The organism is Devosia sp. Soil_C_22 (genome assembly GCF_057657195.1).
Window position 1 is genome coordinate 1,197,509 of the sequence record NZ_JBDGIY010000001.1, and the last position, 24,020, is coordinate 1,221,528.

General features: G+C 66.0%; 27 protein-coding genes. 11 read left to right on the forward strand and 16 right to left on the reverse strand.

The features are described 5' to 3' along the window. The first annotated feature begins 28 nt into the window (after positions 1 to 28). The 3 genes from AC3A6I_RS05590 (at position 29) to AC3A6I_RS05600 (ending at position 2,487) form a co-directional block, all read left to right on the forward strand. Positions 29 to 541 (forward strand): DUF6580 family putative transport protein, encoded by a 513-nt coding sequence (locus AC3A6I_RS05590; RefSeq protein ID WP_487542410.1) that lies wholly within the window; start codon positions 29 to 31, stop codon positions 539 to 541. A gap of 114 nt (positions 542 to 655) precedes the next feature. After that, the gene (locus AC3A6I_RS05595; RefSeq protein ID WP_487542412.1) at positions 656 to 1,564 is read left to right on the forward strand and encodes a DMT family transporter; all 909 of its coding nucleotides are present in this window, start codon (positions 656 to 658) and stop codon (positions 1,562 to 1,564) included. A 2-nt stretch (positions 1,565 to 1,566) separates the two neighbouring features. After that, positions 1,567 to 2,487: a DMT family transporter gene (locus AC3A6I_RS05600; protein WP_487542414.1), complete on the forward strand. Its 921-nt coding sequence runs from the start codon at positions 1,567 to 1,569 to the stop codon at positions 2,485 to 2,487. Here AC3A6I_RS05600 and AC3A6I_RS05605 read toward each other — a convergent pair. Genes AC3A6I_RS05605 through AC3A6I_RS05630 form a run of 6 tightly spaced genes read right to left on the reverse strand, consistent with a single transcriptional unit; the run spans position 2,484 to position 6,571 of the window. Next, positions 2,484 to 2,780 carry a CcdB family protein gene (locus tag AC3A6I_RS05605; protein WP_487542416.1) on the reverse strand — a complete coding sequence of 99 codons (297 nt, stop codon included), beginning with the start codon at positions 2,778 to 2,780 and terminating at the stop codon, positions 2,484 to 2,486. The two genes, AC3A6I_RS05600 and AC3A6I_RS05605, sit on opposite strands and share 4 nt — an antisense overlap. Continuing rightward, positions 2,780 to 3,037: a type II toxin-antitoxin system CcdA family antitoxin gene (locus AC3A6I_RS05610; RefSeq protein ID WP_487542418.1), complete on the reverse strand. Its 258-nt coding sequence runs from the start codon at positions 3,035 to 3,037 to the stop codon at positions 2,780 to 2,782. The genes AC3A6I_RS05605 and AC3A6I_RS05610 overlap by 1 nt, the downstream gene beginning before the upstream one ends. A gap of 24 nt (positions 3,038 to 3,061) precedes the next feature. Then, positions 3,062 to 3,904 (reverse strand): metal ABC transporter permease, encoded by an 843-nt coding sequence (locus tag AC3A6I_RS05615; RefSeq protein ID WP_487542420.1) that lies wholly within the window; start codon positions 3,902 to 3,904, stop codon positions 3,062 to 3,064. Then, positions 3,904 to 4,758 (reverse strand): metal ABC transporter permease, encoded by an 855-nt coding sequence (locus AC3A6I_RS05620; protein ID WP_487542422.1) that lies wholly within the window; start codon positions 4,756 to 4,758, stop codon positions 3,904 to 3,906. Before AC3A6I_RS05620 ends, AC3A6I_RS05615 begins: the two co-directional genes overlap by 1 nt. After that, on the reverse strand, positions 4,758 to 5,630 hold the full coding sequence (locus AC3A6I_RS05625) for a manganese/iron ABC transporter ATP-binding protein (protein ID WP_487544987.1): 873 nt from the start codon (positions 5,628 to 5,630) through the stop codon (positions 4,758 to 4,760). The genes AC3A6I_RS05620 and AC3A6I_RS05625 overlap by 1 nt, the downstream gene beginning before the upstream one ends. 44 nt (positions 5,631 to 5,674) lie before the next feature. Further along, on the reverse strand, positions 5,675 to 6,571 hold the full coding sequence (locus tag AC3A6I_RS05630; RefSeq protein WP_487542424.1) for a metal ABC transporter substrate-binding protein: 897 nt from the start codon (positions 6,569 to 6,571) through the stop codon (positions 5,675 to 5,677). Positions 6,572 to 6,712: 141 nt separating this feature from the next. On the opposite strand from AC3A6I_RS05630, the gene AC3A6I_RS05635 reads away from it, so the two are divergent. Then, complete coding sequence (locus AC3A6I_RS05635; protein WP_487542426.1) at positions 6,713 to 8,101, forward strand: M24 family metallopeptidase; 1,389 nt, start codon at positions 6,713 to 6,715, stop codon at positions 8,099 to 8,101. A gap of 193 nt (positions 8,102 to 8,294) precedes the next feature. Then, positions 8,295 to 8,504 (forward strand): cold-shock protein, encoded by a 210-nt coding sequence (locus tag AC3A6I_RS05640; protein ID WP_487542428.1) that lies wholly within the window; start codon positions 8,295 to 8,297, stop codon positions 8,502 to 8,504. 55 nt (positions 8,505 to 8,559) lie between these two features. On the opposite strand, the gene AC3A6I_RS05645 is transcribed toward AC3A6I_RS05640, so the two are convergent. The 5 genes from AC3A6I_RS05645 to AC3A6I_RS05665 form a co-directional block, all read right to left on the reverse strand. After that, positions 8,560 to 9,837 (reverse strand): NAD(P)/FAD-dependent oxidoreductase, encoded by a 1,278-nt coding sequence (locus AC3A6I_RS05645; RefSeq protein WP_487542430.1) that lies wholly within the window; start codon positions 9,835 to 9,837, stop codon positions 8,560 to 8,562. 104 nt (positions 9,838 to 9,941) lie between these two features. Further along, positions 9,942 to 10,460 carry a TetR/AcrR family transcriptional regulator gene (locus AC3A6I_RS05650; protein ID WP_487542432.1) on the reverse strand — a complete coding sequence of 173 codons (519 nt, stop codon included), beginning with the start codon at positions 10,458 to 10,460 and terminating at the stop codon, positions 9,942 to 9,944. A 2-nt stretch (positions 10,461 to 10,462) separates the two neighbouring features. Further along, the gene (locus tag AC3A6I_RS05655) at positions 10,463 to 12,016 is read right to left on the reverse strand and encodes an MDR family MFS transporter (RefSeq protein ID WP_487542434.1); all 1,554 of its coding nucleotides are present in this window, start codon (positions 12,014 to 12,016) and stop codon (positions 10,463 to 10,465) included. 1 nt (position 12,017) lies between these two features. Beyond that, positions 12,018 to 13,178, reverse strand: coding sequence for an HlyD family secretion protein (locus AC3A6I_RS05660; protein ID WP_487542436.1), 1,161 nt, complete (start codon positions 13,176 to 13,178; stop codon positions 12,018 to 12,020). A 1-nt stretch (position 13,179) separates the two neighbouring features. Further along, positions 13,180 to 13,644: a MarR family winged helix-turn-helix transcriptional regulator gene (locus AC3A6I_RS05665; RefSeq protein ID WP_487542437.1), complete on the reverse strand. Its 465-nt coding sequence runs from the start codon at positions 13,642 to 13,644 to the stop codon at positions 13,180 to 13,182. Positions 13,645 to 13,754: 110 nt separating this feature from the next. On the opposite strand from AC3A6I_RS05665, the gene dusA reads away from it, so the two are divergent. Next, positions 13,755 to 14,753, forward strand: a complete 999-nt coding sequence (gene dusA, locus AC3A6I_RS05670) for a tRNA dihydrouridine(20/20a) synthase DusA (protein ID WP_487542439.1) — start codon at positions 13,755 to 13,757, stop codon at positions 14,751 to 14,753. Here the strand turns inward: dusA and AC3A6I_RS05675 are convergent. Together AC3A6I_RS05675 and AC3A6I_RS05680 are read right to left on the reverse strand one after the other, a co-directional pair. Next, entirely contained in the window at positions 14,750 to 15,436 is a 687-nt protein-coding gene (locus AC3A6I_RS05675) for a retropepsin-like aspartic protease family protein (RefSeq protein ID WP_487542441.1), read from the reverse strand. The genes dusA and AC3A6I_RS05675 overlap by 4 nt on opposite strands. A gap of 60 nt (positions 15,437 to 15,496) precedes the next feature. Beyond that, entirely contained in the window at positions 15,497 to 16,324 is an 828-nt protein-coding gene (locus AC3A6I_RS05680) for an adenosylcobinamide-GDP ribazoletransferase (protein WP_487542442.1), read from the reverse strand. An 85-nt stretch (positions 16,325 to 16,409) separates the two neighbouring features. On the opposite strand from AC3A6I_RS05680, the gene cobT reads away from it, so the two are divergent. Together cobT and AC3A6I_RS05690 are read left to right on the forward strand one after the other, a co-directional pair. Further along, positions 16,410 to 17,420, forward strand: a complete 1,011-nt coding sequence (gene cobT / locus AC3A6I_RS05685) for a nicotinate-nucleotide--dimethylbenzimidazole phosphoribosyltransferase (protein WP_487542444.1) — start codon at positions 16,410 to 16,412, stop codon at positions 17,418 to 17,420. 202 nt (positions 17,421 to 17,622) lie between these two features. Next, the gene (locus tag AC3A6I_RS05690; protein ID WP_487542446.1) at positions 17,623 to 18,096 is read left to right on the forward strand and encodes a VOC family protein; all 474 of its coding nucleotides are present in this window, start codon (positions 17,623 to 17,625) and stop codon (positions 18,094 to 18,096) included. A gap of 252 nt (positions 18,097 to 18,348) precedes the next feature. Here AC3A6I_RS05690 and AC3A6I_RS05695 read toward each other — a convergent pair whose 3' ends face one another. Continuing rightward, a complete protein-coding gene (locus tag AC3A6I_RS05695; protein ID WP_487542448.1) occupies positions 18,349 to 19,881 on the reverse strand; it encodes a sensor histidine kinase in 1,533 nt (510 codons plus the stop codon). Between the two features lie 162 nt (positions 19,882 to 20,043). On the opposite strand from AC3A6I_RS05695, the gene AC3A6I_RS05700 reads away from it, so the two are divergent. From AC3A6I_RS05700 to AC3A6I_RS05710, 3 genes are all read left to right on the forward strand, one after another. Further along, complete coding sequence (locus tag AC3A6I_RS05700; RefSeq protein WP_487542450.1) at positions 20,044 to 20,670, forward strand: thermonuclease family protein; 627 nt, start codon at positions 20,044 to 20,046, stop codon at positions 20,668 to 20,670. Positions 20,671 to 20,780: 110 nt separating this feature from the next. Then, positions 20,781 to 21,260 carry an Lrp/AsnC family transcriptional regulator gene (locus AC3A6I_RS05705; RefSeq protein WP_487542451.1) on the forward strand — a complete coding sequence of 160 codons (480 nt, stop codon included), beginning with the start codon at positions 20,781 to 20,783 and terminating at the stop codon, positions 21,258 to 21,260. A 1-nt stretch (position 21,261) separates the two neighbouring features. Beyond that, a complete protein-coding gene (locus tag AC3A6I_RS05710) occupies positions 21,262 to 22,146 on the forward strand; it encodes an alpha/beta hydrolase family protein (RefSeq protein WP_487542453.1) in 885 nt (294 codons plus the stop codon). A 4-nt stretch (positions 22,147 to 22,150) separates the two neighbouring features. Here AC3A6I_RS05710 and moaA read toward each other — a convergent pair whose 3' ends face one another. Then, positions 22,151 to 23,191: a GTP 3',8-cyclase MoaA gene (gene moaA / locus AC3A6I_RS05715; protein WP_487542455.1), complete on the reverse strand. Its 1,041-nt coding sequence runs from the start codon at positions 23,189 to 23,191 to the stop codon at positions 22,151 to 22,153. An 86-nt stretch (positions 23,192 to 23,277) separates the two neighbouring features. Then, entirely contained in the window at positions 23,278 to 23,865 is a 588-nt protein-coding gene (locus AC3A6I_RS05720) for a L,D-transpeptidase (RefSeq protein WP_487542457.1), read from the reverse strand. Positions 23,866 to 24,020 lie beyond the last annotated feature (155 nt).

The following is a 24,020-nucleotide window of genomic DNA, read 5'->3' on the forward strand; positions in this document are numbered from 1 at the left end:
GGCTGATTATTCCCCGCGGAGACCTGCGATGACCAACAGTGAACGGCTTGCCTTCGGGCTCATCGTCATCGGCGTATTGAGCCGGCTCATTCCGCATCCGCCCAATGTGACGGCTGTGGTAGGGGTCAGCCTGCTCGCCGCCTATGCCATCCGCAATGTCTGGCTGGCCGCGCTGGTGCCGATCGCCACCATGGCCATCGCCGACATCGTGCTCGGCTGGCACAATTCGGCGCTGTTCACCTATGCGGGAATGCTGGCCGCGACGTTGATCGCTCGCGGCCTCCTCGGGAAGCTGAGCGTGCTGCGGTTGGGCGGCGCGGCTTTCCTGGGCAGCCTGGCGTTCTTCCTCGTCTCCAATTTCGGGGTCTGGCTGGGTGGCTATTACGGCCCCGGTCTCGACGGGCTCCTCGCCTGCTACGTCGCCGCGATACCGTTCTGGGGCTACAGCCTCATTGGCGACCTCGGCTCGACTGCGATCCTGTTCGCGCTGTTCGTGCTCGGTCGCCGCGCCACGAGCGAGCCGGCGGCGCAGCGTGGCTAGTCCGCAACTTTAGTCCCAGCCGAACGCATTGTTACGGTGGCGGCATTGACAGTGTCGCGCCGCCAGCCTTGAGGTGCGACTGAGCCGCATTCCACCGGCGGCATGGACTGTTTCATGGCCTCCCAAATCGCTCCCATCGAGGAACGCCGCAATCTCGGCATTGGCATCCTGTTGATTGCGCAGGTGTTCTTCGCGGTGCTCGACAGCTCGGCCAAGTTCATGGCCACCGAGGGTTTGCCGCTGGCCGAGATCGTGTTCGTACGCTACGCGGTGCATGTGGCGCTCGGCGTCGCCCTGTTCCTGCCGGTGCAGCGCGACCTGTTCCACTCCAACAATTGGACATTGGAGCTGCTGCGCGGCTTGTGCCTGCTCGGCACAACGGCGGCCAATTTCCTCGCCATGCGCTTCCTGCCACTGACCGTAACCGGCGCGCTGCTCTTCACCATGCCGCTGATGGTCACGGCTTTGTCCGGGCCGCTGCTGGGCGAGAAGGTCGGCTGGCGGCGTTGGGTGGCGGTGGGCGTCGGCTTCGTGGGCATCCTGATCATCGTGCGGCCCGGGTCGGAGGCATTTCACTGGGCCTCGCTGATCTGTCTCGTCGGCGCGCTGTTTGCCGCGCTCTACAGCATCATCACCCGCAAGCTTGCCGGCGTCGATTCCGCCGCGACACAGCAGACCTACTCGGGCCTGATCGCGCTGCTCTGCGTGGCGCCTTTCGCTTTCCAGGACTGGACCTGGCCGTCGAGCGGCGGCGGTTGGTTCGCCTTCTTCGCTGCAGGCATCGCCGGCTTCACCGCGCACCAGTTCAACACCATCGCCCACCGCTATGCGGCGCCCTCGGAACTGGCACCGTTCAGCTACACCGAGCTGCTGCTCCTCGCCTTTGCCAGCTGGCTGGTCTTCTCTGATCCGCCCGACATCTGGTTCTACCTGGGCGCACCGGTGATCATCGGCTCCGGGGTCTACATCTGGTTCCGCGAGCGGCAGCTGAAGCGCCCTGTCACCGAGCCGGTGGAGGCGTGAACGTGGCGAGCGTGGTCAAGCCCATCGAGGAGCGGCGCGTGCTCGGTATCGGCATGGTGCTGTTCGGTTATTTCTGCTTCTGCGTCATCGACAGTTGTGCCAAGTGGCTGATGCTGCACGGCATTCCGCCGATGGAAGTGGTGTTCGTCCGCTATCTCGGCCAGTTCGTGCTGGTGCTGGCGCTGTTTCTGCCGCGCGAGGGCCGGGCGCTGGTGGTGACGCGCAGGCCGTGGCTGCAGTTCTGGCGCGCCATCGCGCTGCTCGGCTCGACCATCTTCAACTTCCTCGCCATCACCTACATCCCGCTGACCATCACCGGTTCGATCGGCTTCACCATGCCGCTGATCGTCTGTGCGCTGTCGATCCCGCTGCTCGGCGAGGCGGTGGGCTGGCGGCGTTGGCTCGCGATCGTCGTCGGCTTTGTCGGCGTGCTGATCATCATCCGGCCGGGCACATCGGCCTTCCATCCGGCGATCTTCCTGTCGTTCGGCGCGGTGATCTGCTCGGCCTTGTACATGCTGTCGACGCGCGCCCTGGCCGGCGTCGATAGCTCCACGGCGCAGCAATTCTATGCGGCCGGCATCTCTACGCTGTTCCTCCTGCCCTTTGCGCTGGGTGGCTGGGTGTGGCCGTCGAGCCCCGAGACCTGGATTCCGTTCATCCTGATCGGCGTCGCGGCGCTGGTGGGCCACCAGCTCATCACGGTGGCGCACCGCTTCGCGCCTGCCTCGGTGCTGGCCCCGTTCAACTACTCGCTGATCGTCTATCTGACGGCGTCGAGCTGGTTTGTGTTCAACCAGCCGCCCGACGTCTGGATCTTCATCGGCGCACCCATCGTCATCGGCTCCGGCCTCTACATCTGGTTGCGCGAGCGACAGCTGAGCAAGAGCGTGGTGAGCGAGGAAATGGCCGTGCGGGACTAGAAGCCGAGAAAGATCATGTCCAGCGCCGATTTGATCTTGTCGTAGTGCGAGAATTTCAGATTGCCCGAGAGGGGCCCGAGTTGTCGGATCGGGGTTGATGCCATGTATTGCGTGACCATCGAGTAGCGCTTACCGGCGAGTTCGAATACCGGGTTCAGGCGTCCCATCGGAAGTGGCGCGCGTTCGATTGGCATCAGCGGCACAACGAGCACGGTATTGAGCCCATCGAGCAGATCGGTCTGCACGTTGAGCAGGTATCCATCGCCAGCACGATGGATGTCGAACGTAGCCATCAGAACATTCGGTACTTCTCGAGAGGCAGTCCATGCTTCTCGACATACTCATTGGAACTGCGAATGGCTTCCGCGTTTTCGGCCTGCCATTTTCGCGCTTTCTCAGCTGCGATAGCATTCCGGATGCCGTCCTGCGCGGCGCCGGACAGGTTGATACTCAGCGCACGGGCCTCTTCCAGCAATCGGGCATCGATTGACAGATTTGCTGATTTACGAACCGGGGCCATGCCGAACTCCATGCGCATCAATATGCGCATGTTAGCGCTACAATGCGCAAAATCTCAAGCCACCCGCCGCCGCAGCAACCCGGTGCCCGGCGCGAAGAACAGCGCCAGCAGGAACACCGCGGCCTGGATCAGCACGATGCAGGGGCCGGTGGCGCCGTTGATGGCGTAGCTGATCAGGGTGCCGAGGATGCCGGCGCCGACCGACACGCCGACGGCGATCATCAGCATTGCCTCGAAGCGCTTGGCGAGCAGGAACCCGATGGCACCGGGAGCAATCAGCATGGCGACGACGAGGATGATGCCGACGGCCTGCAGCGAGGCGACGATGGTGATCGACAGCATGGCCAGCAGGCCATAGTGCAGCAGCGGCACGCGCAGGCCGATGGCGCGGGCATGCTGCGGGTCGAAGGTGTAGAGCAGGAAATCGCGGCGCTTGGCGAGGATAATCACCAGCGTGCCGATGGCGATGACGGCAGTCTCGATCAGGTCGCCCCAGGTGACGCCCAGCATGTCGCCGAACAGGATGTGGCTCAGGTGCTGGTCGGTCTCGATGCGCGAGAACATCACGAGGCCGACCGCGAACATGCCGGTGAAGACGATGCCCATGGCGGTGTCTTCCTTGATGCGGCTGTTGTCCTTGAGATAGCCGGTGCTGATCGCGGCGAATAGCCCAGCAACGAACGCGCCAATGGCGATGGGCAGGCCGATCACATAGGCGATGACGATGCCCGGCAGTACCGCGTGCGAAATGGCGTCGCCCATCAGCGACCAGCCCTTGAGCACGAGGAAGCAGGACAGCACCGCGGAAACTGCGCCGACGAGAATAGCGATCAGCAGCGCGCGCTGCATGAAATCGTAGCTGAGCGGTTCGATGAGGAACGTGTTGATCAGGTCCATCACACGCCTCCCTCGCGCAGGGCGCGACGGCGCGCGGCGATGCGGCCATGCTTGGGGGCAAAGAAGAAGGCGACGAGGAACAGCGCCGTCTGCAGCGAGACGATGACGCCGCCCGTCGCCCCATCGAGAAAGAACGAGATGTAGGCGCCGACGGCTGCCGTCGCCGAGCCGAGGATCACCGCGATGATCAGCAGCGTGCGGAAGCGGTCGGTGAGGAGATAGGCCGTGGCCCCGGGTGTCACCACCATGGCGATGACGAGAATGGCGCCGACCGTCTGCAGTGCGGCCACGGTACAGGCCGCGAGCAACGCGAAGAACAGCACCTGCAGCGCGCGCGGGTTGAGCCCGACGGTGCGCGCATGGTTCTCGTCGAAGAACACCAGCATCAGGTCCTTCCACTTGAGGATCAGGATGGCGAGTGAGACCAGAGCGATGATCACAACCTGCACCACGTCCGCATCCGAGATACCGAGAATGTTGCCCATGACGATGGCCTGCACGTCCACCGCCGTCGGGTTGAGCGACACGATGAGCAGGCCGAGTGCGAAGAACGAGGTGAAGATGATGCCGATCACCGCATCCTCGCGTAGCCGCGTCCGAGCCCGCACGATCACCATCGAGGCGGCGGCGAGCCCGCCCGCAACGAATGCGCCGGCGGAGTAGGGGAGGCCAAGGAGGTAGGCGGCGGCGACGCCGGGGACCACGGCATGGCCGAGCGCGTCGCCAATCAACGACCAGCCCTTGAGCATGAGGTAGGCCGAGAGAAAGGCGCAGACCGCACCGACCAGGGCCGAGACCCAGATGGCCTTGACCATGTAGTCGTAGCTGAACGGGACGAGGAGCTCTTCCAGCATCACTCGTCCTTGGTTTTCGGCTTGCTGGGCGAGGCCGGGGCGCCGGCGCCGTTCTCGCCATAAAACACCACCGGGCGCTCGTCGTCGGTGAGCACGGTAACGCGGCGGCGGTCGGTATCGTCGTGCAGGTCCGCGCCGGCGAGTTGGAAGTGGCGCAGTACGCCGCCAAAGGCCTTTTCGAGATTGGCCTGTGTGAACACGTCCTGGGTCGGGCCGGCGGCGAGCACCGTGCGGTTGACCAGCACGACCTGGTCGCAGAAATCCGGCACCGAGCCGAGGTTATGGGTCGAGACCAGCATCAGGTGGCCCTGGTCGCGCAGCTCGCGCATCAGGTCGATGATCGCGGTTTCGGTCTGCACGTCGACACCGGTGAAGGGCTCGTCGAGCAGGATGATGCGACCCTCCTGCGCCAGCGCGCGTGCGAGGAAGACGCGCTTCTTCTGCCCGCCCGAAAGCTCGCCGATCTGGCGTTTGCGGTAGTCGCCCATGCCGACGCGCGCCAGCGACTGGTCGACCAGTTCGCGGTCGCGCGGCGAGGGCACGCGGAAAAAGCCCATATGGCCCTGCCGGCCCATCATCACCACGTCCTCGACGAGGACCGGGAAATTCCAGTCGACCTCTTCGGCCTGCGGCACGTAGGCGACGATGTTGCGCTTCAGCGCCTCGCGCACCGGCAGCCCGGCGATACGGACCTCGCCGGCGACGGGGTGCACGAAGCCCATGATCGCCTTGAACAGGGTGGATTTGCCCGACCCGTTGACGCCAACGAGGCCGGCAATCGTGCCGGCCCCGAGCGAAAAACTGGCGTCGCGCAGGGCGACATTACCGTTAGGGTAAGCGACGGTGACGCCGCTGACATTGAGGCTCGGCATGCCTTCCGGGTTCCAGGCCTCGTGCGGCACGTTGGCGGATAGGCTCACTTGCCGAACCCCTTGGCGATGGTGTCGACGGTGACTTCGAGCAGCTTGAGATAGGTCGGCACCGGGCCGTCGGCCTCGCTCAGCGAGTCGACATAGAGCACGCCGCCATAGGCCGCGCCGGTCTCCTTGGCCACTTGCTTGGCCGGCTTGTCCGAAATCGTCGATTCCGAGAATACGACCGGGATCCGGTTGGCGCGCACGGCGTCGATCACCTTGCGCACCTGCTGCGGCGTGCCCTGTTGGTCGGCATTGATCGGCCAGAGGTAGAGCTCCTTCATGCCGTAGTCGCGCGTCAGGTAGCTGAAGGCGCCTTCCGAGGAGACGAGCCAGCGCTGCTCGGCCGGAATCTGGTCGAGCCGAGCCCGGAGCGGGGCGTCCATGGCCTTGATCTGCTCGGCATAGGCCGCGGCGTTGGCGTCGTAGGTCACGGCATTGACCGGGTCATGCTCCACCAGGGCCTTGCGGATATTCTCGACATAGACGAGCGCGTTGCTGGGGCTCATCCAGGCATGCGGGTTGGGCTTGCCGGTATAGGGCCCCTCGGCGATGCCCATCGGCTCGATACCGTCGGTGAGCACCACCTGCGGCACGTCCTTCACGTTCTCGAAGAATTTTTCGAACCACTGCTCGAGGTTCATGCCGTTCCATAGCACCAGGTCGGCTTCCTGCGCCTTGGCGACGTCGCGCGGACCGGGCTGGAAATTGTGGATCTCGGCACCCGGCCGGGTGATCGAGTCCACCACCGCCGCGTCACCCGCGACGTTGCGGGCGATGTCGGCGATGATGGTGAAGGTGGTGACCACCTTGAACTTGTCCTGCGCCAGGGCAGGGCCTGTCGACAGGGCCAGGAGAGCAGCGAGGCCCAGGGCAGCAAACTGACGGCGATCGAGCATGGATCAAACTGAGTTTTTGCGAATGGTTCTTAATAGCAAGTAGAAATGGTGCATTGTCAACACCCCGGCAAGCCCGGCTGGTTGCTTTCATGCGCCGTTTCCGCTTCTGATCACGCATTCCTGCCCGGGTAGGGGACCCGAATGCCCGCCTTTCGACTGGTCGATGCCAAGCTGCCGGATTTCGGCATTCCCGAAACCCGGCCGGAGCTCGATCGTTCCGTGTATGCCGCGCGGCTCAGCGCGCTCAACCGCGCCCGCCGCGCCGCCGGCCTCGACGCGCTGGTGATCTATGCCGATCGCGAGCACACCGCGAACCTGACCTATGTGACCGGTTTCGATCCGCGCTTCGAGGAAGCGCTGCTGATCATCTCGCCGGATGCCACGCCGACTTTGCTGGCCGGCCCGGAGAATCTCGGCCGCGCCGAGAATTGCAGTATCGATGTCGAGGCTCGGCTCTATCCGCCCTTCGGGCTGATGGGGCAGGATCGCACCAAGACGCCGGCACTCGACGAGGTGCTGCGCAATGCCGGCATCGACAGCCATCACCGCGTCGGCGTGCTGGGCTGGAAATATTTCGGCCCCGACGAGGCGGCCAAGCCCGAGGTCTGGCTGGAGACCCCGGCCTATATCGTCGATACACTGCGCCACATCGTCGGGCGGGACGGGCGTGTGGTGAATGCCAACGCGCTGCTGATGCATTCCGTCACCGGGCTGCGCGCCACCAACGAAATAGCCCAGATCGCCCAGTTCGAGTTCGGCGCCGTCGCCTGCTCCGAGGCGATCAAGCGGCTGATCCGCAACGTCCGGCCGGGGATGAGCGGCTTCGACGCGGTCCGGCAGATGCAGCTCGGCGTACTGCCGCACTCGTGCCACACCATGTTTTCGTCGGGCGACCGGCTCGTCGGCCTGAACAGCCCGACGGGGCGGAAGCTCGAGGCGGGCGACCCGATGACCACCGCGGTCGGCTATTGGGGCGGGTTGTCGAGCCGCATGGGCTGGCTCGCCGAGGACGAAACAGGACTGCCGGCAGCAGCGCGCGACTACGTCGAGCGCATGGCGGGTCCGTATTTCCTCGCCGCCGCCGAGTGGTACGAGACCATCGGCATCGGCGTCACCGGCGGGGCGCTCGATGCGCTGGTGCGCAAGCACCTCGACAACCCTTTCTTCAAGCTGGTGCTCAATCCGGGCCACCTCATTCACATCGACGAGTGGATGAATACGCCGGTCTATCCGGGCTCGCGCGAGACATTCGCGTCGGGCCAGTGCGTGCAGGTCGACATCATCCCGGCCGCCGGCCCGCCCTATCACGGCGCCAATATCGAGGACGGCATCGCGCTGCTCGACGAGTGGGGTCGCGACCAGCTGCGCGACGAATTCCCAGACGTGTGGGGGCGGGTGGAGGCGCGGCTCGCCTTCATGGCCGATGTGCTCGGCATCCACCCCAAGCCCGAGGTTCTGCCGCTTTCCAACCTCGCGGGGGCCATGCCGCCCTTCTGGCTCAGCCCCGACAGGATCGTTTCGCAGGCGTGATGCCGCAGCATGGCATCACTTGCCAATCACGCCGCCGCAATCTATCCGTTTCACCATCGACATTTGGCTGACCTCCGGCCGTATGCCCCCGCTCTCGGTCAGGCGCACGATAGGACTCCAAAATTCGACTGACCGGGCAGGGTGACCCACGTCCTTCTGTCCAGAATGAAAACTGCAAATGAGGGATCACCCTATGGAAAAGGGCACCGTCAAATTCTACAACGATCAGAAGGGCTATGGTTTCATCCAGCCCGATAACGGCGGTAAGGACGTGTTTGTCCACGCTACCGCTCTGAATCGCGCCGGCCTGCAGGGGCTCGCGGAAGGTCAGAAGGTCTCGTTCGAGACCGGCGAAGACCGCCGCACCGGCAAGGTCGCCGTCACCGAGATCGCCGTCGAGTAATCGACGACCGACTGGGATTGGAAAGGGCCGGGTACCGTCAGGTGCCCGGTCTTTTTCATTTGGGCTTGCCGCTTCCGGCCTCGCCCCAGGTGATGAGCCGGGCGCTGCGATGGCCGGTGAGATAGATCCACAGCCAGCTGATCGCCACCGAGATGCGGTTCTTGATGCCGATCAGGAAGTAGATATGGGCGAGGCCCCAGGCCCACCACCCGACCCAGCCGGTGAGCTGCAGCCAGCCGAAATCGATCAGCGCCGCGCTCTTGCCCACCGTCGCGATATCGCCCAGGTGCCGGTAGCGGAAGGGCTCGGGCACCCGGCCGGCGAGGCGGGCCTTGATTGCCCCGGCCACATACTTGCCACCCTGCTTGGCCGCATCGCCGATGCCGGGCACCGGCTTGCCGTTGGGGGCGAGCACGGTCACCGTATCGCCGATGGCGAAGATGTTGGGGCTGCCCGGCACGCTGAGATCCGGCTCGACCTTGATCCGGCCGGCGCGGTCAGCCTCGACGCCCAGCCACCTGGCGGCCGGCGAGGCGAGCACGCCCGCGGCCCAGATGATGGTGCCGGCTTCGAGCACCTCGTCGCCCAGATGCACCGCGTCGGCGGTGACATTGGTGACGGCGCGGCCCAGCATCACCTCGACGCCGAGCTTTTCCAGCGCCGACCTGGCATAAGCCGAGAGGTCCTCGCGGAAATTGGCCAGCACGCGCTGACCCATCTCGATAAGGACGACGCGCGCCTCCTCGGGCTTGATCGAGCGGAACTCGCTGCGCAGCGTGGTGCGGGCGAGCTCGATGATGGCGCCCGAGAGTTCTACCCCGGTGGGGCCGGCGCCGATGATGGCGAAGGTCAGCAGGGCCCGGCGCCTGGCCGGATCGGTCTCGCGCTCGGCCGCCTCGAAGGCCAGGAGCAGGCGGCGTCGCATCGCGGTCGCGTCCTCCAGCGTCTTGAGTCCAGGGGCATATGGCTCCCAGTCGTCATGGCCGAAATAGGCGTGGCGCGCTCCGGTGGCGATGACCAGCGTGTCGTAGGGAACAGTGCCGCCATCCTCGAGCTCGACCAGCTGCCGCGCCTTGTCGATGCCGACGACATTTCCGAGCAGCGTCGTGACCTCGGGCCGATGCTTGAGCAGCATGCGGATCGGCCAGGCGATCTCCGAGGGGCTGAGCGCGGTAGTCGCGACCTGGTAGAGCAGTGGCTGGAACAGGTGGTGGTTGCGCCGGTCGATCATGGTGATCGCGACGTCGGCGCCTTTCAGCGCCTGGACGGTGGCAAGTCCGCCAAAGCCGCCGCCGATGACGACGACCCGGTGCCTGTTCGTGGTGGTGGTCATTTCCGAACCCCGTGTTCATGCCCCAGGTTTCATATGGGCGCGATGCCGCATCTGGCCTATGTGCAGCGGTGCAGGACAGGCATGCGCAGGGGGCGTCGGCCTGCTCAGGCGCGCTGGCCGCCCTCGCCATCGGCACCCGTCCCAAAGCCTTCGAGCAGCACGCGTTCGGCGACGTGGCCGAAGGCGCGGCTGACCCCGTTGCGGGCCCCTTCGACACTATCGAACACACCCCAGCTGGTGACGCGCCGCAACACCGCGGCGAGGTAGAGCCGCCCGAGCCGGGGCAGCCGCCGCTGTTCGGCCATCACCAGCCGCAACACTTTCGTTGCCGCAGGATCGGCGAGGCTGGCCACGACGACCTGCTCCGACGGGCCGGCGGCGAGCGGGTGGACCGGCAGGCAGTGCTTGGTCACGACGCTGGCGACCAGCGCAAGCTTGGTGCCGAAATGATAGAGCACCGCGGACTTGCCGACGCCGCTGAGCCTCGCGACGTCCTCGATGCGGGTAGCCTCATAGCCCTTGTCGAAGAACACCTCGAGCGCGGCGTCGATCATCAGCTCGCGCCGCTCGGGATGCCGGCGGAAGTTCGGGATCCGCCGGCTGCTTGTGGGCGCCTCCGCCATCGCTACTCGGCCATGGCGTGGGCGCGTTCCTCGGCGGTCAGCACCCGCGGCTTGGGCCGGCGCAGCAGGAAGACGATCGGCAGCGACACGAAGGTCAGGATCATCATCAGCTTGAAGTCGTCGAGGAAGGCGAGCATCGCCGCCTGCTGCGTGATCATGCCGTGCAGCGTGCCGACGATATTCTGGAACCCGCCGGAGGCCGCCGCGAAATCGCGGATCGGCCCCGCGTCGAGCGTCAGGCGCTCGCCCAGCTCGGCATAGTTCACCACCTGCATCTGGGCCAGCACCGTGGTCACCACCGAGATGCCGACGCCCTGGCCGACATTGCGGATGAGGCTGAACATCGACGTCGCGTCCACCCGGTACTTCGCGGCGATCGTCGCGAAGGCCAGCGAGTTGAGCGGCACGAACACAAAGCCCATGCCGATGCCCTGGATGAAGCCCGAGACGATAATCGGGGTCGAGTTCATGACGATGTCGAACTCCGTCATCATGAACAGCGAGTAGCCCATCAGCAGCGTGCCGGCGACGATCAGCAGGCGTGCGTCGTAGCGGGCGACGAGCCGGCCGACCACGATCATCGACACCATGGTGCCGATACCGCGCGGGCCCATCAGCAGGCCTGTCTCGATCACCGGAAAACCCATCAGGTTCTGCAGCATCGGCGGCAGCAGGGCGAGGCCCGAGAACAGCGTGATGCCGGTGATGAAGATCAGCACGAGCCCGGTCACGAAGTTCCGGTCCTTGAACATGCCCATGTCCATGAACGGGTTCTCGGCGGTGAGGCAGTGCACCGCGAACACCCACAGGCCCGAAATGGCGAGCAGCAGGTAGAGCCAGATTTCCGGGCTGTCGAACCAGCCCACGCCCTGGCCGCGGTCGAGCAGCAGCTGCAGCGCCGCGACCGCAAGGGCCAGCATGCCGAAGCCGAAGAAGTCGAACTTGCGGATCTTGATGGCGGTGTTCGGCATCAGCGCGAGCAGCATGAAGAAGGCGACCGCGCCGACCGGCAGGTTGACGAGGAACACCGCGCGCCAGTTGAAGCTCTCCGTGAGCCAGCCGCCCAGCGTCGGTCCGATGATGGGACCGAACATGATGCCGGCACCGAAGATCGCCATGGCCTGGCCGAGCTGCTCGCGCGGGTTGATGTCCATCATCGTCGCCTGGGCGAGCGGCACCAGCATGGCGCCACAGATGCCCTGCAGCACGCGGAACAGCACCATCTGCTCGAGATTGGTGGCGATGCCACAAAGCAGGGAAGCGGCCGTGAAGCCGACCACCGCGCCGAGCAGCAGGTTACGCCGACCGAACCGGTCCGAGAACCAGCCGGTCAGCGGCGTCGCGATGGCCGCGGCGACGATATAGCTGGTCAGGACCCAGTTGATCTCGTCCTGGCTGGCGCCAAGGCTGGCGCGCATATGCGGCAGGGCGACATTGGCGATGGTGGTATCGAGCACCTGCATGACCACCGCCACCATGATGGCGACGGTGAGCATGGCCTTGTTCTTGACGACGACCGCCGGAGCGGAAATTGCGGGAGCGGCAGCGGCGGCCATCTCAGTTTGCCTTCAATTCTCCGGCAACCGCGCCTTCCGGCTTGGTGTCGATGCTGACGGTGGCGCTCATGCCGGCCCGCAGGGGCTCGCCTTCGGTGCTCGAGACGCTGATGCGCACGGGCACGCGCTGGGTCACCTTCACCCAGTTGCCGGTGGCGTTCTGCGCCGGGATCAGCGCGAACTCAGCCCCGGTCGCCGCACCGATCGAGTCGATCGTGCCGTGCAGCTTCTTGCCCGGGAAGGCATCGACCGTGACCTCGGCCGGCATGCCGTTGGCGAGCGTGGTCAGCTGCGTTTCCTTGAAATTGGCTTCGACCCAGATGTCGTTGGTCTCGACCAGCGTGGCGATGGTGGTACCGAGGTTGACGAACTGGCCGACGTTCAGGCTCGCGACCTGCGCGACGATGCCGTCGGCGGGGGCGACCACGGTGGTCTTGTCGAGGCTGCGCTGGGCATTGTCGCGCGCCGCCATGGCTGCACGCACCGCCGGATGGTCGTCAGCCGAAATGTCCGGGTTGCCGGCCAGCGCCGCGGTGGCGCCGGCGACTTCCTGTTCGGCCAGCGCGACGTTGGACTGCGCCTGCTGGAGGGCAAGACGCGAGTCATCGAGCGCCGCTTCCGCCGAAATGCCCTGCTGCTGCAGGTTAGAGGCGCGCTCCCATTCCTTCTGCCGGATCTCGAGCGTGGCGTTCGCCGCATCGAGCTTGGCCTTAGCCGTCGTGTAGCCGACGCGAAGCTGCTCGACATTCACCCGCGCCGAGGCGAGGGCGGCGTTGGCCTGCTCGAGCGCGATCTGGTAGGGCTGCGGGTCGATGGCGAACAGCGTTTCGCCGGCCGTGACCGCCTGGTTGTCCCTGACGGCGACCGACACGATCCTGCCGGCCACATCGGACGAGATCGACACCTTGGCCTGATGTACATAGGCGTTGTCGGTTTCGACATAGCGTCCGCCGGTCAGCCAGAAATAGCCGCCGCCGGCCGCCAGCACCACCGGCACCGCAAGCATGATGGCGAGGCGCCGGCTCGAGCGCTTCTTCTTGGCTGGAGCCTCAGGAGCGGCAGCCGCAGGAGCTGCAGCTTCGGCCGGCTTCGCGGCATCGGCGACCGTCACGTCGGCAGGCTTGGCTTCACCGGGGGCGGGAGGGGTGGCACGGGCATTCATCTCAGTTGTCCTCTTTTTCGGCCAGCTGGCCGAGCAGGTTGGCGCGCATCTTCGCAAGCGCAGCGATCACGGTGTCGCGGTCGGCAGCGCTGACGCCGTCGAGGGCAGTTTCATACATGGCGAGCCCCACCTTCCTGGCAGTGTGCACCACCTCGGCCCCTTCGGGCAGGATGCGGGCGAGCTTGGCCCGGCTGTCAGTGGGGTCGACAAAACGTTCGATCAGACCGCGCTTCTCCAGCCGGTCCAGCACACCCGAGATCGTCATCGGGTCCGCGTCGACCGCGTCGGCGAGCGCCTTCTGGCTGATCGCCTCGTTGTTCGAAATATGCGCGAGGGCGCGCCATTGCGGCAGCGTGATGCCGTAACTGCTCGCCTCGTCCTCGAAGCGCCGCTTCATCAGCCGCGCCACTTCGTGGATGAGATAACCCAGCGGGGCCTGCGATTTGTAGTCCTGCTTCAAATTCATAAGCGCACATATAATAAGCGCACTTATCAAGTCAACGGACTACATCGTTAGGATGGTAGCCATTTTCGCATGACTGGCATTTTCCCACTGCATGCCCTATGTGCCGGACGATGACCCACGACCTCGCAACCGCCCGCCGCTTTTCCGTGGCGCCGATGATGGATTGGACCGACCGGCACTGCCGGTTTCTCCATCGGCAGCTGACGTCGCGCGCGCTGCTCTTCACCGAGATGGTGACGAGCGCGGCGATCGTGCATGGGCCGCGGGAACGGCTCCTGGGGTTCGATGCGGTGGAGCAGCCGGTGGCGGTGCAACTGGGTGGTTCCGATCCGAAGGAGCTGGCCGAGGCGACGCGGATTGCCGCCGAGTTCGGCTATGCTGAGATCAACCTCAATGTCGGCTGTCCCTCCGATCGCGTGCAGTCGGGCCGTTTCGGCGCCTGCCTGATGGCCGAGCCGGCGCTAGTGGCCGATTGCGTGCGCGCCATGCGCGACACCACCGACGTGCCGGTAACGGTCAAGTGCCGCATTGGCATCGACGACCAGGACACCGAGGAGAGCCTCGACCGCTTCGCCGACCAGATGGTCGCGGCCGGCGTGGAGGCGCTTTACGTGCATGCGCGCAAGGCATGGCTGAAGGGCCTGAGCCCCAAGGAAAACCGCGAAATCCCGCCGCTCGACTATCCGCGCGTCTATCGTCTCGCCGAGCGCCTGAAGCCGCTGCCGGTAATGATCAATGGCGGCATCAAGACCATCAAGGATGCCGAGGCGCAGATGGCGCACATGTCGGGCGTCATGATGGGGCGTACGGCCTATCACGAGCCCATGTTGCTGACGCTGATCGACGGGCGCTTTTTCGGCGACACCCGCAAGCCGATCGAACTAGAGGCGGTGATGCGGGCGATGGCGGACTATGCCGAGGCGCAGCTGACCCGCGGCGCGCGGCTCAACAACATCACCCGCCACATGCTCGGCCTTGCCAATGCGCGGCCGGGGGCTCGCACCTTCCGCCAGATCCTGAGCGTCGATGCGGCAAAGCGCGGCGCCGGGCCGGAAGTGATCATGCAGGCCTTCGACGCGCTCGAGCCGGAACTGGCGCTGGCAGTCTAGTCCACCAGCTCCAGCGAATTGCCGGTGACGGCGTAGCGGCTGAGCGTGCCGAGAAAGCTCATGCCGAGCAGGCTCGTTTCGAGTGCCCCCTCGTCGGCGATGAAGGCCCGCACATTGTTGCGCGTGATGCCGCCGACCTCGACCTGGTCGAGCCGCACCGCGGCGGCGCGGCCGGTGCCGTTGGCGGTCGAGACCGGGATGTCGTAGTCGAGTACATCCGTGGAAATGCCGGCATGCTCGGCGTCGTGCCGGGTGAGGACGATTGCGCTCGCGCCGGTATCGAAGATGGTGCGCACCTCGGCCCCGTTGATCACGGTGTTGATCAGGAAATGCCCGTCATTGCCGCCACGGAAGGTGGCGCTGCCGCGTCCCTCGTCGACCACGGCGGCGCCCGGCATCAGTTCCCCGAACACGCGTGAGGTCACGAGTTGCAGGTCGTCGCGATAGGCATAGCCGACGATGGCGACGCCGAAGATGCCGACCCAGAGCACCAGGTTGCCGAACAGTTCGGAAAAGCGGTAGCGGCGCGAAAACAGCCCGCCGGCGATGACGATGAGGAGGACGACCAGCGGGATCAGTTGGCCGAACTGCTGCTGTGTGAGGCCCACGAGGCTGCCGGCATCGGCGCTGATCAAGAGCGTGAGGCCGATGACGATGACGATGGCAAAGCCGATGAACAGCATCAGGGACCTTCAGTTAGCCAGAAGCGGATAATGGTGAGCCATTGCGGCAATTCAAGCGGCTCACGCGAAGATCAGCAGCACGGTCAGCACCGCGACTTCGATCAGCGCGCCGAGCGCCCCGATCAGGTCGCCGGTCTGCCCGCCGATCAGCCGCCGGCACGTCCACACCCAGGCCATCGCTACCAGTCCGGCGGCAATCAGCGACAGGATCAGCGCCACAAGGCTGGTGAAGGGGGCCGCCAGCACCAGCGCCAGCAGCGCGGCAAAGCCCGCGCCGATGCAGAAGGCGCTGCGCGACACGCGGCCTACGGAGGCCGAAGCGCCGCCCTCGCGCGCATTGGGCAGCTCGACGCTGAGCCAGAGCGAACCCGACCGGCCGATCAGGCTCGCCGCGAGCCAGATGCCGCCCGCCGCAACCGGGTTGTACGCCGCGACCGCACCGATCGCCGTGACCCGCAGCAGCAGGTAGAGCCCGAGCGCGGCAACGCCATAGGTGCCGTGCCGGCTGTCCTTCATGATCTCGAGCCGGCGGTCGACGGTCAATCCGCCTGCCAGCCCGTCGGCCGTGTCGGCCAGCGCATCGTCGGCCATCGCGCCGGTCACCGCGATCATCGCACCGACTGCGAGCGCGGCGGCGAAATAGCTCGGCACGCCGGCCCAGCAGAGCAGCATCATCAGCAGCGCCGGGCCGAAGCCGACGATCACGCTGACGAAGGGCAGGGTGCGCGCGATGCGGTTGAGGTCGGGCTTTTCGAACGGCCGGTCGCCGGCCGGCAGGCGCGAGAAAAAGCGCAGGCCCATGACCAGGTCGTCGCCGAAACCGCGCTCCGGCGGCGGCTCGGGCAACGCCCGGTCCTCGGGCCGCATATTGTCCTGCCGGGGCCGCACGGGCCTCTCCTCGCTCAATTGCAAATGCCCGCCGATTGGTCCAGAAGCGTGCCTCCTTACCATCCCAGCGCCGGAGTCGTCACCGATGGCGTCACCCTTTGCCGACATCATCGACCTGCTGCACATCGTCCCCGCCGGCGACGAAACCGCCGTCGCCGCCATCCGCGAGCGCGACCGCCAGCTGACCAAGCCGCCGGGTTCCCTGGGGGAACTCGAGCGGCTAGTCGAATGGCTCGGCCGCTGGCAGGGCAAGGCCAGCCCCACGCTCGACAATCCGATGGTCGCGATCTTTGCCGGCAATCACGGCGTCGTCGCGCAGGGCGTCTCGGCCTTTCCCAGCGAAGTGACGGCGCAGATGGTCGCCAACTTCACCGCCGGCGGCGCCGCCATCAGCCAGATCTGCGCGCTGCACGAGATCAACCTGCGGGTGTTCGAACTGGCACTGGATCTGCCCACCGGCGACATCACGCAGGAAGCGGCGATGGACGACCGCATGGCCGCCGCCACCGTCGCCTATGGTATGGAGGCGATTGCCGGCAAGCCCGACCTGCTCGCCATCGGCGAGATGGGGATTGGCAACACCACCATCGCGGCAGCGCTCTTTGCCGCCCTGTTCGGCGGCACCGGCGCCGATTGGGTTGGCCGCGGTACCGGCGTCGACGATGCAGGCCTTGCCCGCAAGGCCGACGCGGTCGATCGCGCGCTCGCCCTGCACAAGGATGCGCTGGACGATCCGCTTGCCATCCTCGCTCGGCTCGGCGGCCGCGAGATCGCGGCCATGCTCGGCGCTCTCATCGCGGCGCGCCAGCAGAAGATTCCGGTGATCGTCGATGGTTATGTTGCAACTGCCGCCGCCGCCATCGCCCAGGCGGTGAGCCCGGCCGCCATCGACCATTGCCTGTTCGGCCATGTCTCGGCCGAGAGCGGCCATGCCAGGGCGCTCGAGCACATGGGCCAGCGCCCGCTGCTCGATCTCGGCATGCGGCTGGGCGAAGGCAGCGGCGCTGCCATGGCCGCGGTGATGGTGAAGACCGCGCTGCACCTGCACAAGAACATGGCGACGTTCTCGTCGGCCGGCGTCAGCGACAAGGGCTGAAACCATCCACTGCCCCCTCTCGCCCTTGGCGGGGGAGAGGCGAGACTTAGGAGCGTAGCGAGTTAGTCGCAGCAGAGAGGGGGTAGCGGTGGCGCACCACGCTCTCCCCCCTGTCGCAGGCAATTCGGGCCGGCCGGCGGGGCGTTTCCCGCGGATCGAATCCGGGCGCTGCGCCGTTCCTGCTTCGGCAAGGAGGAACGCCATGAAAGTCAGCCAGCACCTGTGGTTCGAAAAGGACATGGAATCGGCGGTCCGCTTCTACGTCTCGCTGATTCCCGGATCGCACCTCAAATCCATCTCGCCGCTGCCGGCCGATAGCCCGAGCGGACCGGCGGGCAGCGTCTACGTTGCCCAGTTCAACCTCGGCGACCAGGATTACATGGCCATCGAGGCCGGGCCGATGGAGGAGTTCAACCATCGCTTCTCGATCATGGTCGAGTGCGACACGCAGGACGAGATCGACACGCTGTGGGAGGCGCTGTCGGCCGGCGGCTCGACCGAACCCTGCGGCTGGCTCAAGGACCAATGGGGCCTCAGCTGGCAGATCGCCCCGCGCCGCCTGCAGGAGCTGATGGACGATCCCGACCGCGCCAAAGCGAAGCGGGTGGCTGAAGCGATGCTGAAGATGGGCAAGCTCGACATCGAGAAGCTCGAGGCGGCGGCGCAGGGGAACTAGGCGACCAAGCGGTCGCAACCCACTCGATGTCATTGCGGCGAAGGCCGGAACCCCTGAGCAGGCGCAGTGACCGGAGGGAGCGTTCCATCAACCGGCTGTCATCTCTGCGCAAGCAGGGATCCATCTTTCCGCCAGCGCGGGCTTCGCGTTGGGCCCCTGCTTTCGCAGGGGTGACAGCCGGTGGAGAGGAAGGATCGCACCTCACGCAGGCACTTCGGGATGGACCCGACCTCGCCGACCCGCCGGTCGCCCTCAACCGGCCTCGGAGTAAATCCTGAGCCGCGGTTTGCGCTCCACTATCGGCGCCAGCGCGTCCATCACCCGCGCCCGCGGGAACGTCGCGATCACTTCCGTGCCGAAGCGGAGCTTCGAGAACAGATCGAAGCGGCCCTGGTGCAGTTCCATGATCTTCTGCACGATCGGCAGGCCCAGCCCGGCGCCCTGCTCGGCGCTCTTGTGCGCCAGCGAGCCCTGGCCGAACGAGGAGAGTACAGTTTCGATCTCGCTTTCGGGAATGCCGGGGCCGTTGTCGCGCACGCTGATCAACTGCCCGCCATCGCCCGAGCGCCCGACCATCAGGTGCACCTTGCCGCCCTGCGGGGTGAACTTTACGGCGTTCGACAGCAGGTTCAGCACCACCTGCCGGATGGCGCGCTCGTCGCCCCAGATCTTGGGCAGATGGTTGGCGTAGGTCACCGTGACGTCGATGCTCTTGGCCTTGGCGCGGATCTCGACCATGCGCCGGCAATCCTCGGCGATGCCGATCAGCGACACCGCTTCCTCGTTGAGTTCGTATTTGCCGGCCTCGATGCGGCTGAGGTCCAGCAGCTCGTTGATGAGGTTGAGCAGGTGCTGGCCCGACGAATGAATGTCCCCGGCATATTCCTTGTACTGCGGCACCGAGTGCGGGCCGAGCAGCTCCGATTGGAGCACCTCGGAAAAGCCGATGATGGCGTTGAGCGGCGTACGCAGCTCATGGCTCATGGTGGCAAGGAACTGCGACTTGGCGATGTTGGCCTGCTCGGCGTGGCGGCGGGCCTCGTCGCTCATCTCACGCGCTTCCTCGAGCTCGCTGATCAGCGCGTCCTTTTCCGACTGGTGCTCGATATTGCCCAGTTCGGAGGCATGCAGCTGCTTGGCGAGGAAGACGAAGAACAGCTCGCCGCCCAGCACGACCGCAGCCAGCGCGAGGTTCAGCGTGCCGCCCACCAGCACGAGGTTGATGAACACCGTCATGGCCGGGGGCAGGGTGGCGGTAAGCGTCGCGGCCGGCAGCGTGCGCGTCGAGACGGCATTGGCGGCAATGCCGATCAGAGTCATCGTGAACATGGCGACGAGCAGCGCCGTGCTCGGCTCGGCCACCACCGTGAACAGCGCCAGCATGGACCAGCAGATGCCGTAGACCGCTTCGGCGATCACGAAGCTCGCCGTCCAGCGTGAGGCATTGAACCTGGACGGATCCTCGCCCTTGAAGCGCCGGCAGAGCAGCACCACGCCCAGATGCGCCACGACAACCAGCGCGGCCCACGCGGCGGCCGCGATCGGCGTCACCCACAGGCTGGCGAACAGCGCGAGGATCAGCACCAGCGCCGGTACGGCCAGCAGGCCATTGATACGCGAAGACGCGTACTCGTCGATCAATTCGAAATCGTAGGAGGCCCGAGTGCCCGAGCTGGAGGTGAGACGCTGCCGCGCATCCTCGACCGCACGTTGCGGGCTGCGGCGCGGCTCACGGCCCGCACGGGCGCGCGCGTTCTCTCCGTGCTTCGCGGCCTTCAACGCCATCTTACGCAATACTCAACAACATGACCGCGAGCAGAAAACGCACTCGCCCGACTTGAGCAAAAACCCTATGCGTCGCATGGTTAAGTTTGGGTGAAAACCAGGGGCGGCAAGGTGGCGCAAACCCGTCGGAATCGGCCGGTTCCGCCACGAATCCACAAGGCCATGCCGGCCTGGGCGACCGGCCGGAAGCGCCCGCCGCGCCGTGGTTTCCGGATTTCCCGTTCGTTCTGGGTGCTGCTGTTCGCCGGCGTCGGCGCACTTGCGCTCTACGCATGGTTGCCGGAGGCGCCGTTCGACCTCGACGGCCAGCCATTGGTCGGCCCGGTCGAGCGCGTCGCCGACGGCGATACCATCGAGATCGCCGGCCAGCGCATTCGCCTCACCGGGCTCGATGCGCCCGAGTGGGACCAGACCTGCACCGCCACCGATGGCGCGCGCTGGACCTGCGGCCGCGCCGCCGCCGACCGCATGCGCCAACTGGTACGTGGCGAGACGCTGAGCTGCACTCCGCATGGGCATGATCGTTACCGGCGGCTGCTCGCCACCTGCCGCGCCGGCAAGGCCGATATCGCCGAGGCGCTGGTGCGCGACGGCCTCGCCGTGGCCACCGACAGCTATGGCGCCGCCGAGCGCGAAGCCCGCCGCGCCCGGCGCGGTATGTGGGGTGGACAGTTCGTCACGCCCGCCGATTGGCGCGCCGGCATCGGCCGCGACGAGGCCGGAACGGCCGGAAACCCTAGCCGTTTCGAGCGCTTCATCAGCTGGCTGGTGGCCCTGTTCCCCAGTTGACAGCCGGAAGAAATTTTCGTCTTATGCCGGCCTTCACTGACCATCTTTGCGCTGATACGCGTAATTTCGCTTAGTCACGCAATCTGATTTCGCAGGGGGCTGCCATAGCTTTGGATAAGATCGACCGCAAGATTCTCGCGCTCCTGCAAAAGGATGCGACGATTCCCGTGGCCGAAATCGGCCGCAAGGTGGGCCTGTCGACGACCCCCTGCTGGCGCCGCATCCAGAAGATGGAAGAGGACGGGATCATCCGGGGGCGCGTCGCCGTGCTCGATCCCGCCAAAATCAATGCCGGCGTCACGGTGTTCGTCTCGATCCGCACCAACGAGCACAACGAGGCCTGGATGCGCAAGTTCGCCGCCGTGGTCGACGATTTCACCGAGGTGGTGGAATTCTACCGCATGAGCGGCGAGGTCGACTACCTGCTGCGCGTCGTCGTGCCCGACATTGCCGCCTACGACACCTTCTACAAGAAGCTGATCAGCAAGATCGCGCTCACCGACGTGAGTTCGTCCTTCGCCATGGGGCAGATCAAGTACACCACGGCGCTGCCGCTCGAATTCGCCATCGTTTCCGACGACGACAAGTAGCATGGCCATCACCCGTGAACGCCTGCGCGAGCTCGTCGGGCTCGTGGAGCCCTCGGTCGCGCTCGGCGATGTGCGCACCGAGGATTGCGGCGACTACATCATCGAGTACCTGACCCTGCAACTCGGCGATACGCCGGTGCGCGGCATCCTCACCCGGCCCACGCAAATTGCCGGCCGCGCGCCGGCCATCCTTTACGGCCACTCGCACGGCGGCCGCTACGATATCGGCGCCGACGAGCTGCTCGACGGGCGTGAATACCTGCTCGATCCGCTCGGTCCGGCCTTCGCCCGGGCCGGCTATGTCACGCTCTGCATCGACATGCCGACCTTCGGCAAGCGCGCCACCGAGAGCGAGAGTTTCGCGAGCAAGGCGCTGCTCTGGTACGGCAGGGGCCTGTTCGCGAAGATGCTCTGCGACCACTCGGCGGCGCTGACGTATCTCGCCTCGCGCGACGACGTCGATGCCGAGCGCATCGGTGCTTTCGGCATCTCCATGGGCTGCATGCTGAGCTACTGGCTCGCCGCCATGGACGAGCGCATCGCGGCGGTGGCGCATCTCTGCTGCTTCGCCGACTTCCGCGCCATGATCGAGCTCGGCGCGCATGACGGGCACGGAATCTATCTCGTCGTCCCGGGCTTGCTGAACGAGGCCGACGCCGGCGCCATCGGCGCGTTGATCGCCCCGCGCCCGCAACTCGTCTGCATCGGCGAGGCGGACAAGCTCACCCCGCCGCTGGCGGTCGAGCGCGCCTGGGAGGAGACGAGCGCCGCCTATGCGCGCGAGGGTGGCGTGCTCGAAAAGGTGACCGAGCCGGGCGTCGGTCATGCCGAAACGCCGCGCATGCGCGAAGCCGCGCTGGCCTTCTTCGCGACCCACCTGGGGTAGGGGCTCAGCCGCCCGTGACGCTCATGTGGCGGCTCAGTGCCGGCGCCGTGTGGTCGCGGTCGAGCATGAAGTCATGCCCCTTGGGCTTGAGCAGCATGGCGCGATCGAGCTCGGCATCGAGCGCGCCGGGTCCGCCCTCGCGGATGGCGGCGCGCAGGTCGACCATGTCGTCCTGGCCGAGGCACATGTAGAGCTGGCCGGTGGCGGTGAGCCGCACGCGGTTGCAGCTCTCGCAGAAATTGTGGCTCATCGGCGTGATGAAGCCGATCAGCCCGCCGGTCTCGGCCACGAAGTCGTAGCGCGCCGGCCCGCCGGTGCGGTGTCCGGTCGGCTCCAGCGTGTATTTCGCCATCAGCCGCCCGCGCATCTCCTTGAGCGGCAGGTAGCTGTCGACCCGGTCGATGCCGACTTCGCCCAGCGGCATGCCCTCGATCAGCGTCAGCGAGAAGCCGCGGCCATGCGCCCAATGCAGCATCGGCTCGATTTCGTCGTCGTTGACGCCGCGCATGGCGACCATGTTGATCTTGACCTTGAGCCCAGCCTCGGCGGCGACGTCGATGCCGTCGAGCACGTCTGCCAGCCGGCCGCGCCGGGTGATGTCAGCAAAGCGCTGCGCGTCGAGTGTATCGAGCGACACGTTGATCCGCTTCACCCCGGCCTGCACGAGGCGCTCGGAATAGTGTCGCAGCTGGCTGCCATTGGTGGTGAGCGTCACCTCCTCGAGCCCGTGCCCGAGATGGCCGCCGATCTTTTCGACCAGTTCCATGATGTCGCGCCGCACCAGCGGCTCGCCACCGGTCAACCGCACCTTCTTCACCCCGCGCGCAACGAAGGCGGTGACGATCTGGTCGATCTCCTCGAAGCTCAGCACCTCCTTGCGCGGCAGGAAGGTCATGTGCTCGCTCATGCAGTAGACGCAGCGGAAGTCGCAACGGTCGGTGACCGACACGCGCAGATAGGTGATCCGCCGGCCATAGCGGTCGATCAGCGGTCGATCGACCGAACGCGGTTCGATATTCGGCTGGGCGATAAGCGTCACGGACATGGTGCTGTTCTATCGCCCCGCGCGGCAATACAAAAGGGCTGGTTCGGTGGAACCAGCCCTTCCGAAATCACGGGTAAAGCGCCGGGTCAGCGGACGATGACGGTCGCCCCGACCTTCACGCGCTCGTAGAGATCGGTCACGTCCTCATTGGTGAGGCGGATGCAGCCCGACGAGACGGCCTGGCCGATGGTCCAGGGCTCGGAGGTGCCGTGGATGCGATAGAGGGTCGAGCCGATATAGAGCGCACGGGCGCCGAGGGGGTTCTGGGGCCCGCCCGGCATATAGGCCGGCAGGTCGGGGACGCGCTTGCGCATCGCCGGCGGCGGCGTCCAGCCCGGCCACTCGGCCATGCGGGTCACCTTGTTGGTGCCCGACCAGGTGAAGCCCTCGCGACCGACGCCGATCCCGTATTTCAGGGCCTTGCCGTCCGGGAGCACGAGATAGAGCCGGCGCTCGCCGGTTTCGACGATGATCGTGCCAACCTTGTACTTGCTTTCGTAGCTGACGATCGACTTGGCGACCGGGCTGCCACGACGGCCGCTCGTTGCGACGGTAGGCTCTTCCCACCGCTTGGTGTCGGTGTTGTAGACACGTGCCGCGTTGGCCGGGCCTACGAGCGACAGGCCGAGGATCACGGTCAGCAGACCGGCGATCGCAATTCTGATCTTGGACATATTCTTCAAACCGCGCCTCATGACATCTTCAGGCGCCGTGCGGGCGCCGTTCTGAAGGTTGATAGACTGTTCAATGCACCCCGCAAGCGGGCCATGCCACGATTCGAACAAACTCTTAACACCAAGCACACAATGTGTTGCCGCCATGCGACAAT

Excerpts from the sequence above, each read along its gene's own strand:
- AC3A6I_RS05590 (WP_487542410.1), top strand. The coding sequence starts at position 29 with ATGACCAACAGTGAACGGCTTGCCTTCGGGCTCATCGTCATCGGCGTA.
- AC3A6I_RS05595 (WP_487542412.1), top strand. The coding sequence starts at position 656 with ATGGCCTCCCAAATCGCTCCCATCGAGGAACGCCGCAATCTCGGCATT.
- AC3A6I_RS05605 (WP_487542416.1), bottom strand. The coding sequence starts at position 2,780 with ATGGCTACGTTCGACATCCATCGTGCTGGCGATGGATACCTGCTCAAC.
- AC3A6I_RS05610 (WP_487542418.1), bottom strand. The coding sequence starts at position 3,037 with ATGCGCATATTGATGCGCATGGAGTTCGGCATGGCCCCGGTTCGTAAA.
- AC3A6I_RS05615 (WP_487542420.1), bottom strand. The coding sequence starts at position 3,904 with ATGGACCTGATCAACACGTTCCTCATCGAACCGCTCAGCTACGATTTC.
- AC3A6I_RS05620 (WP_487542422.1), bottom strand. The coding sequence starts at position 4,758 with ATGCTGGAAGAGCTCCTCGTCCCGTTCAGCTACGACTACATGGTCAAG.
- AC3A6I_RS05625 (WP_487544987.1), bottom strand. The coding sequence starts at position 5,630 with ATGCCGAGCCTCAATGTCAGCGGCGTCACCGTCGCTTACCCTAACGGT.
- AC3A6I_RS05630 (WP_487542424.1), bottom strand. The coding sequence starts at position 6,571 with ATGCTCGATCGCCGTCAGTTTGCTGCCCTGGGCCTCGCTGCTCTCCTG.
- AC3A6I_RS05635 (WP_487542426.1), top strand. The coding sequence starts at position 6,713 with ATGCCCGCCTTTCGACTGGTCGATGCCAAGCTGCCGGATTTCGGCATT.
- AC3A6I_RS05640 (WP_487542428.1), top strand. The coding sequence starts at position 8,295 with ATGGAAAAGGGCACCGTCAAATTCTACAACGATCAGAAGGGCTATGGT.
- AC3A6I_RS05645 (WP_487542430.1), bottom strand. The coding sequence starts at position 9,837 with ATGACCACCACCACGAACAGGCACCGGGTCGTCGTCATCGGCGGCGGC.
- AC3A6I_RS05650 (WP_487542432.1), bottom strand. The coding sequence starts at position 10,460 with ATGGCGGAGGCGCCCACAAGCAGCCGGCGGATCCCGAACTTCCGCCGG.
- AC3A6I_RS05655 (WP_487542434.1), bottom strand. The coding sequence starts at position 12,016 with ATGGCCGCCGCTGCCGCTCCCGCAATTTCCGCTCCGGCGGTCGTCGTC.
- AC3A6I_RS05660 (WP_487542436.1), bottom strand. The coding sequence starts at position 13,178 with ATGAATGCCCGTGCCACCCCTCCCGCCCCCGGTGAAGCCAAGCCTGCC.
- AC3A6I_RS05665 (WP_487542437.1), bottom strand. The coding sequence starts at position 13,644 with ATGAATTTGAAGCAGGACTACAAATCGCAGGCCCCGCTGGGTTATCTC.
- dusA (WP_487542439.1), top strand. The coding sequence starts at position 13,755 with ATGACCCACGACCTCGCAACCGCCCGCCGCTTTTCCGTGGCGCCGATG.
- AC3A6I_RS05675 (WP_487542441.1), bottom strand. The coding sequence starts at position 15,436 with ATGCTGTTCATCGGCTTTGCCATCGTCATCGTCATCGGCCTCACGCTC.
- cobT (WP_487542444.1), top strand. The coding sequence starts at position 16,410 with ATGGCGTCACCCTTTGCCGACATCATCGACCTGCTGCACATCGTCCCC.
- AC3A6I_RS05690 (WP_487542446.1), top strand. The coding sequence starts at position 17,623 with ATGAAAGTCAGCCAGCACCTGTGGTTCGAAAAGGACATGGAATCGGCG.
- AC3A6I_RS05695 (WP_487542448.1), bottom strand. The coding sequence starts at position 19,881 with ATGGCGTTGAAGGCCGCGAAGCACGGAGAGAACGCGCGCGCCCGTGCG.
- AC3A6I_RS05700 (WP_487542450.1), top strand. The coding sequence starts at position 20,044 with ATGCCGGCCTGGGCGACCGGCCGGAAGCGCCCGCCGCGCCGTGGTTTC.
- AC3A6I_RS05710 (WP_487542453.1), top strand. The coding sequence starts at position 21,262 with ATGGCCATCACCCGTGAACGCCTGCGCGAGCTCGTCGGGCTCGTGGAG.
- moaA (WP_487542455.1), bottom strand. The coding sequence starts at position 23,191 with ATGTCCGTGACGCTTATCGCCCAGCCGAATATCGAACCGCGTTCGGTC.
- AC3A6I_RS05720 (WP_487542457.1), bottom strand. The coding sequence starts at position 23,865 with ATGTCCAAGATCAGAATTGCGATCGCCGGTCTGCTGACCGTGATCCTC.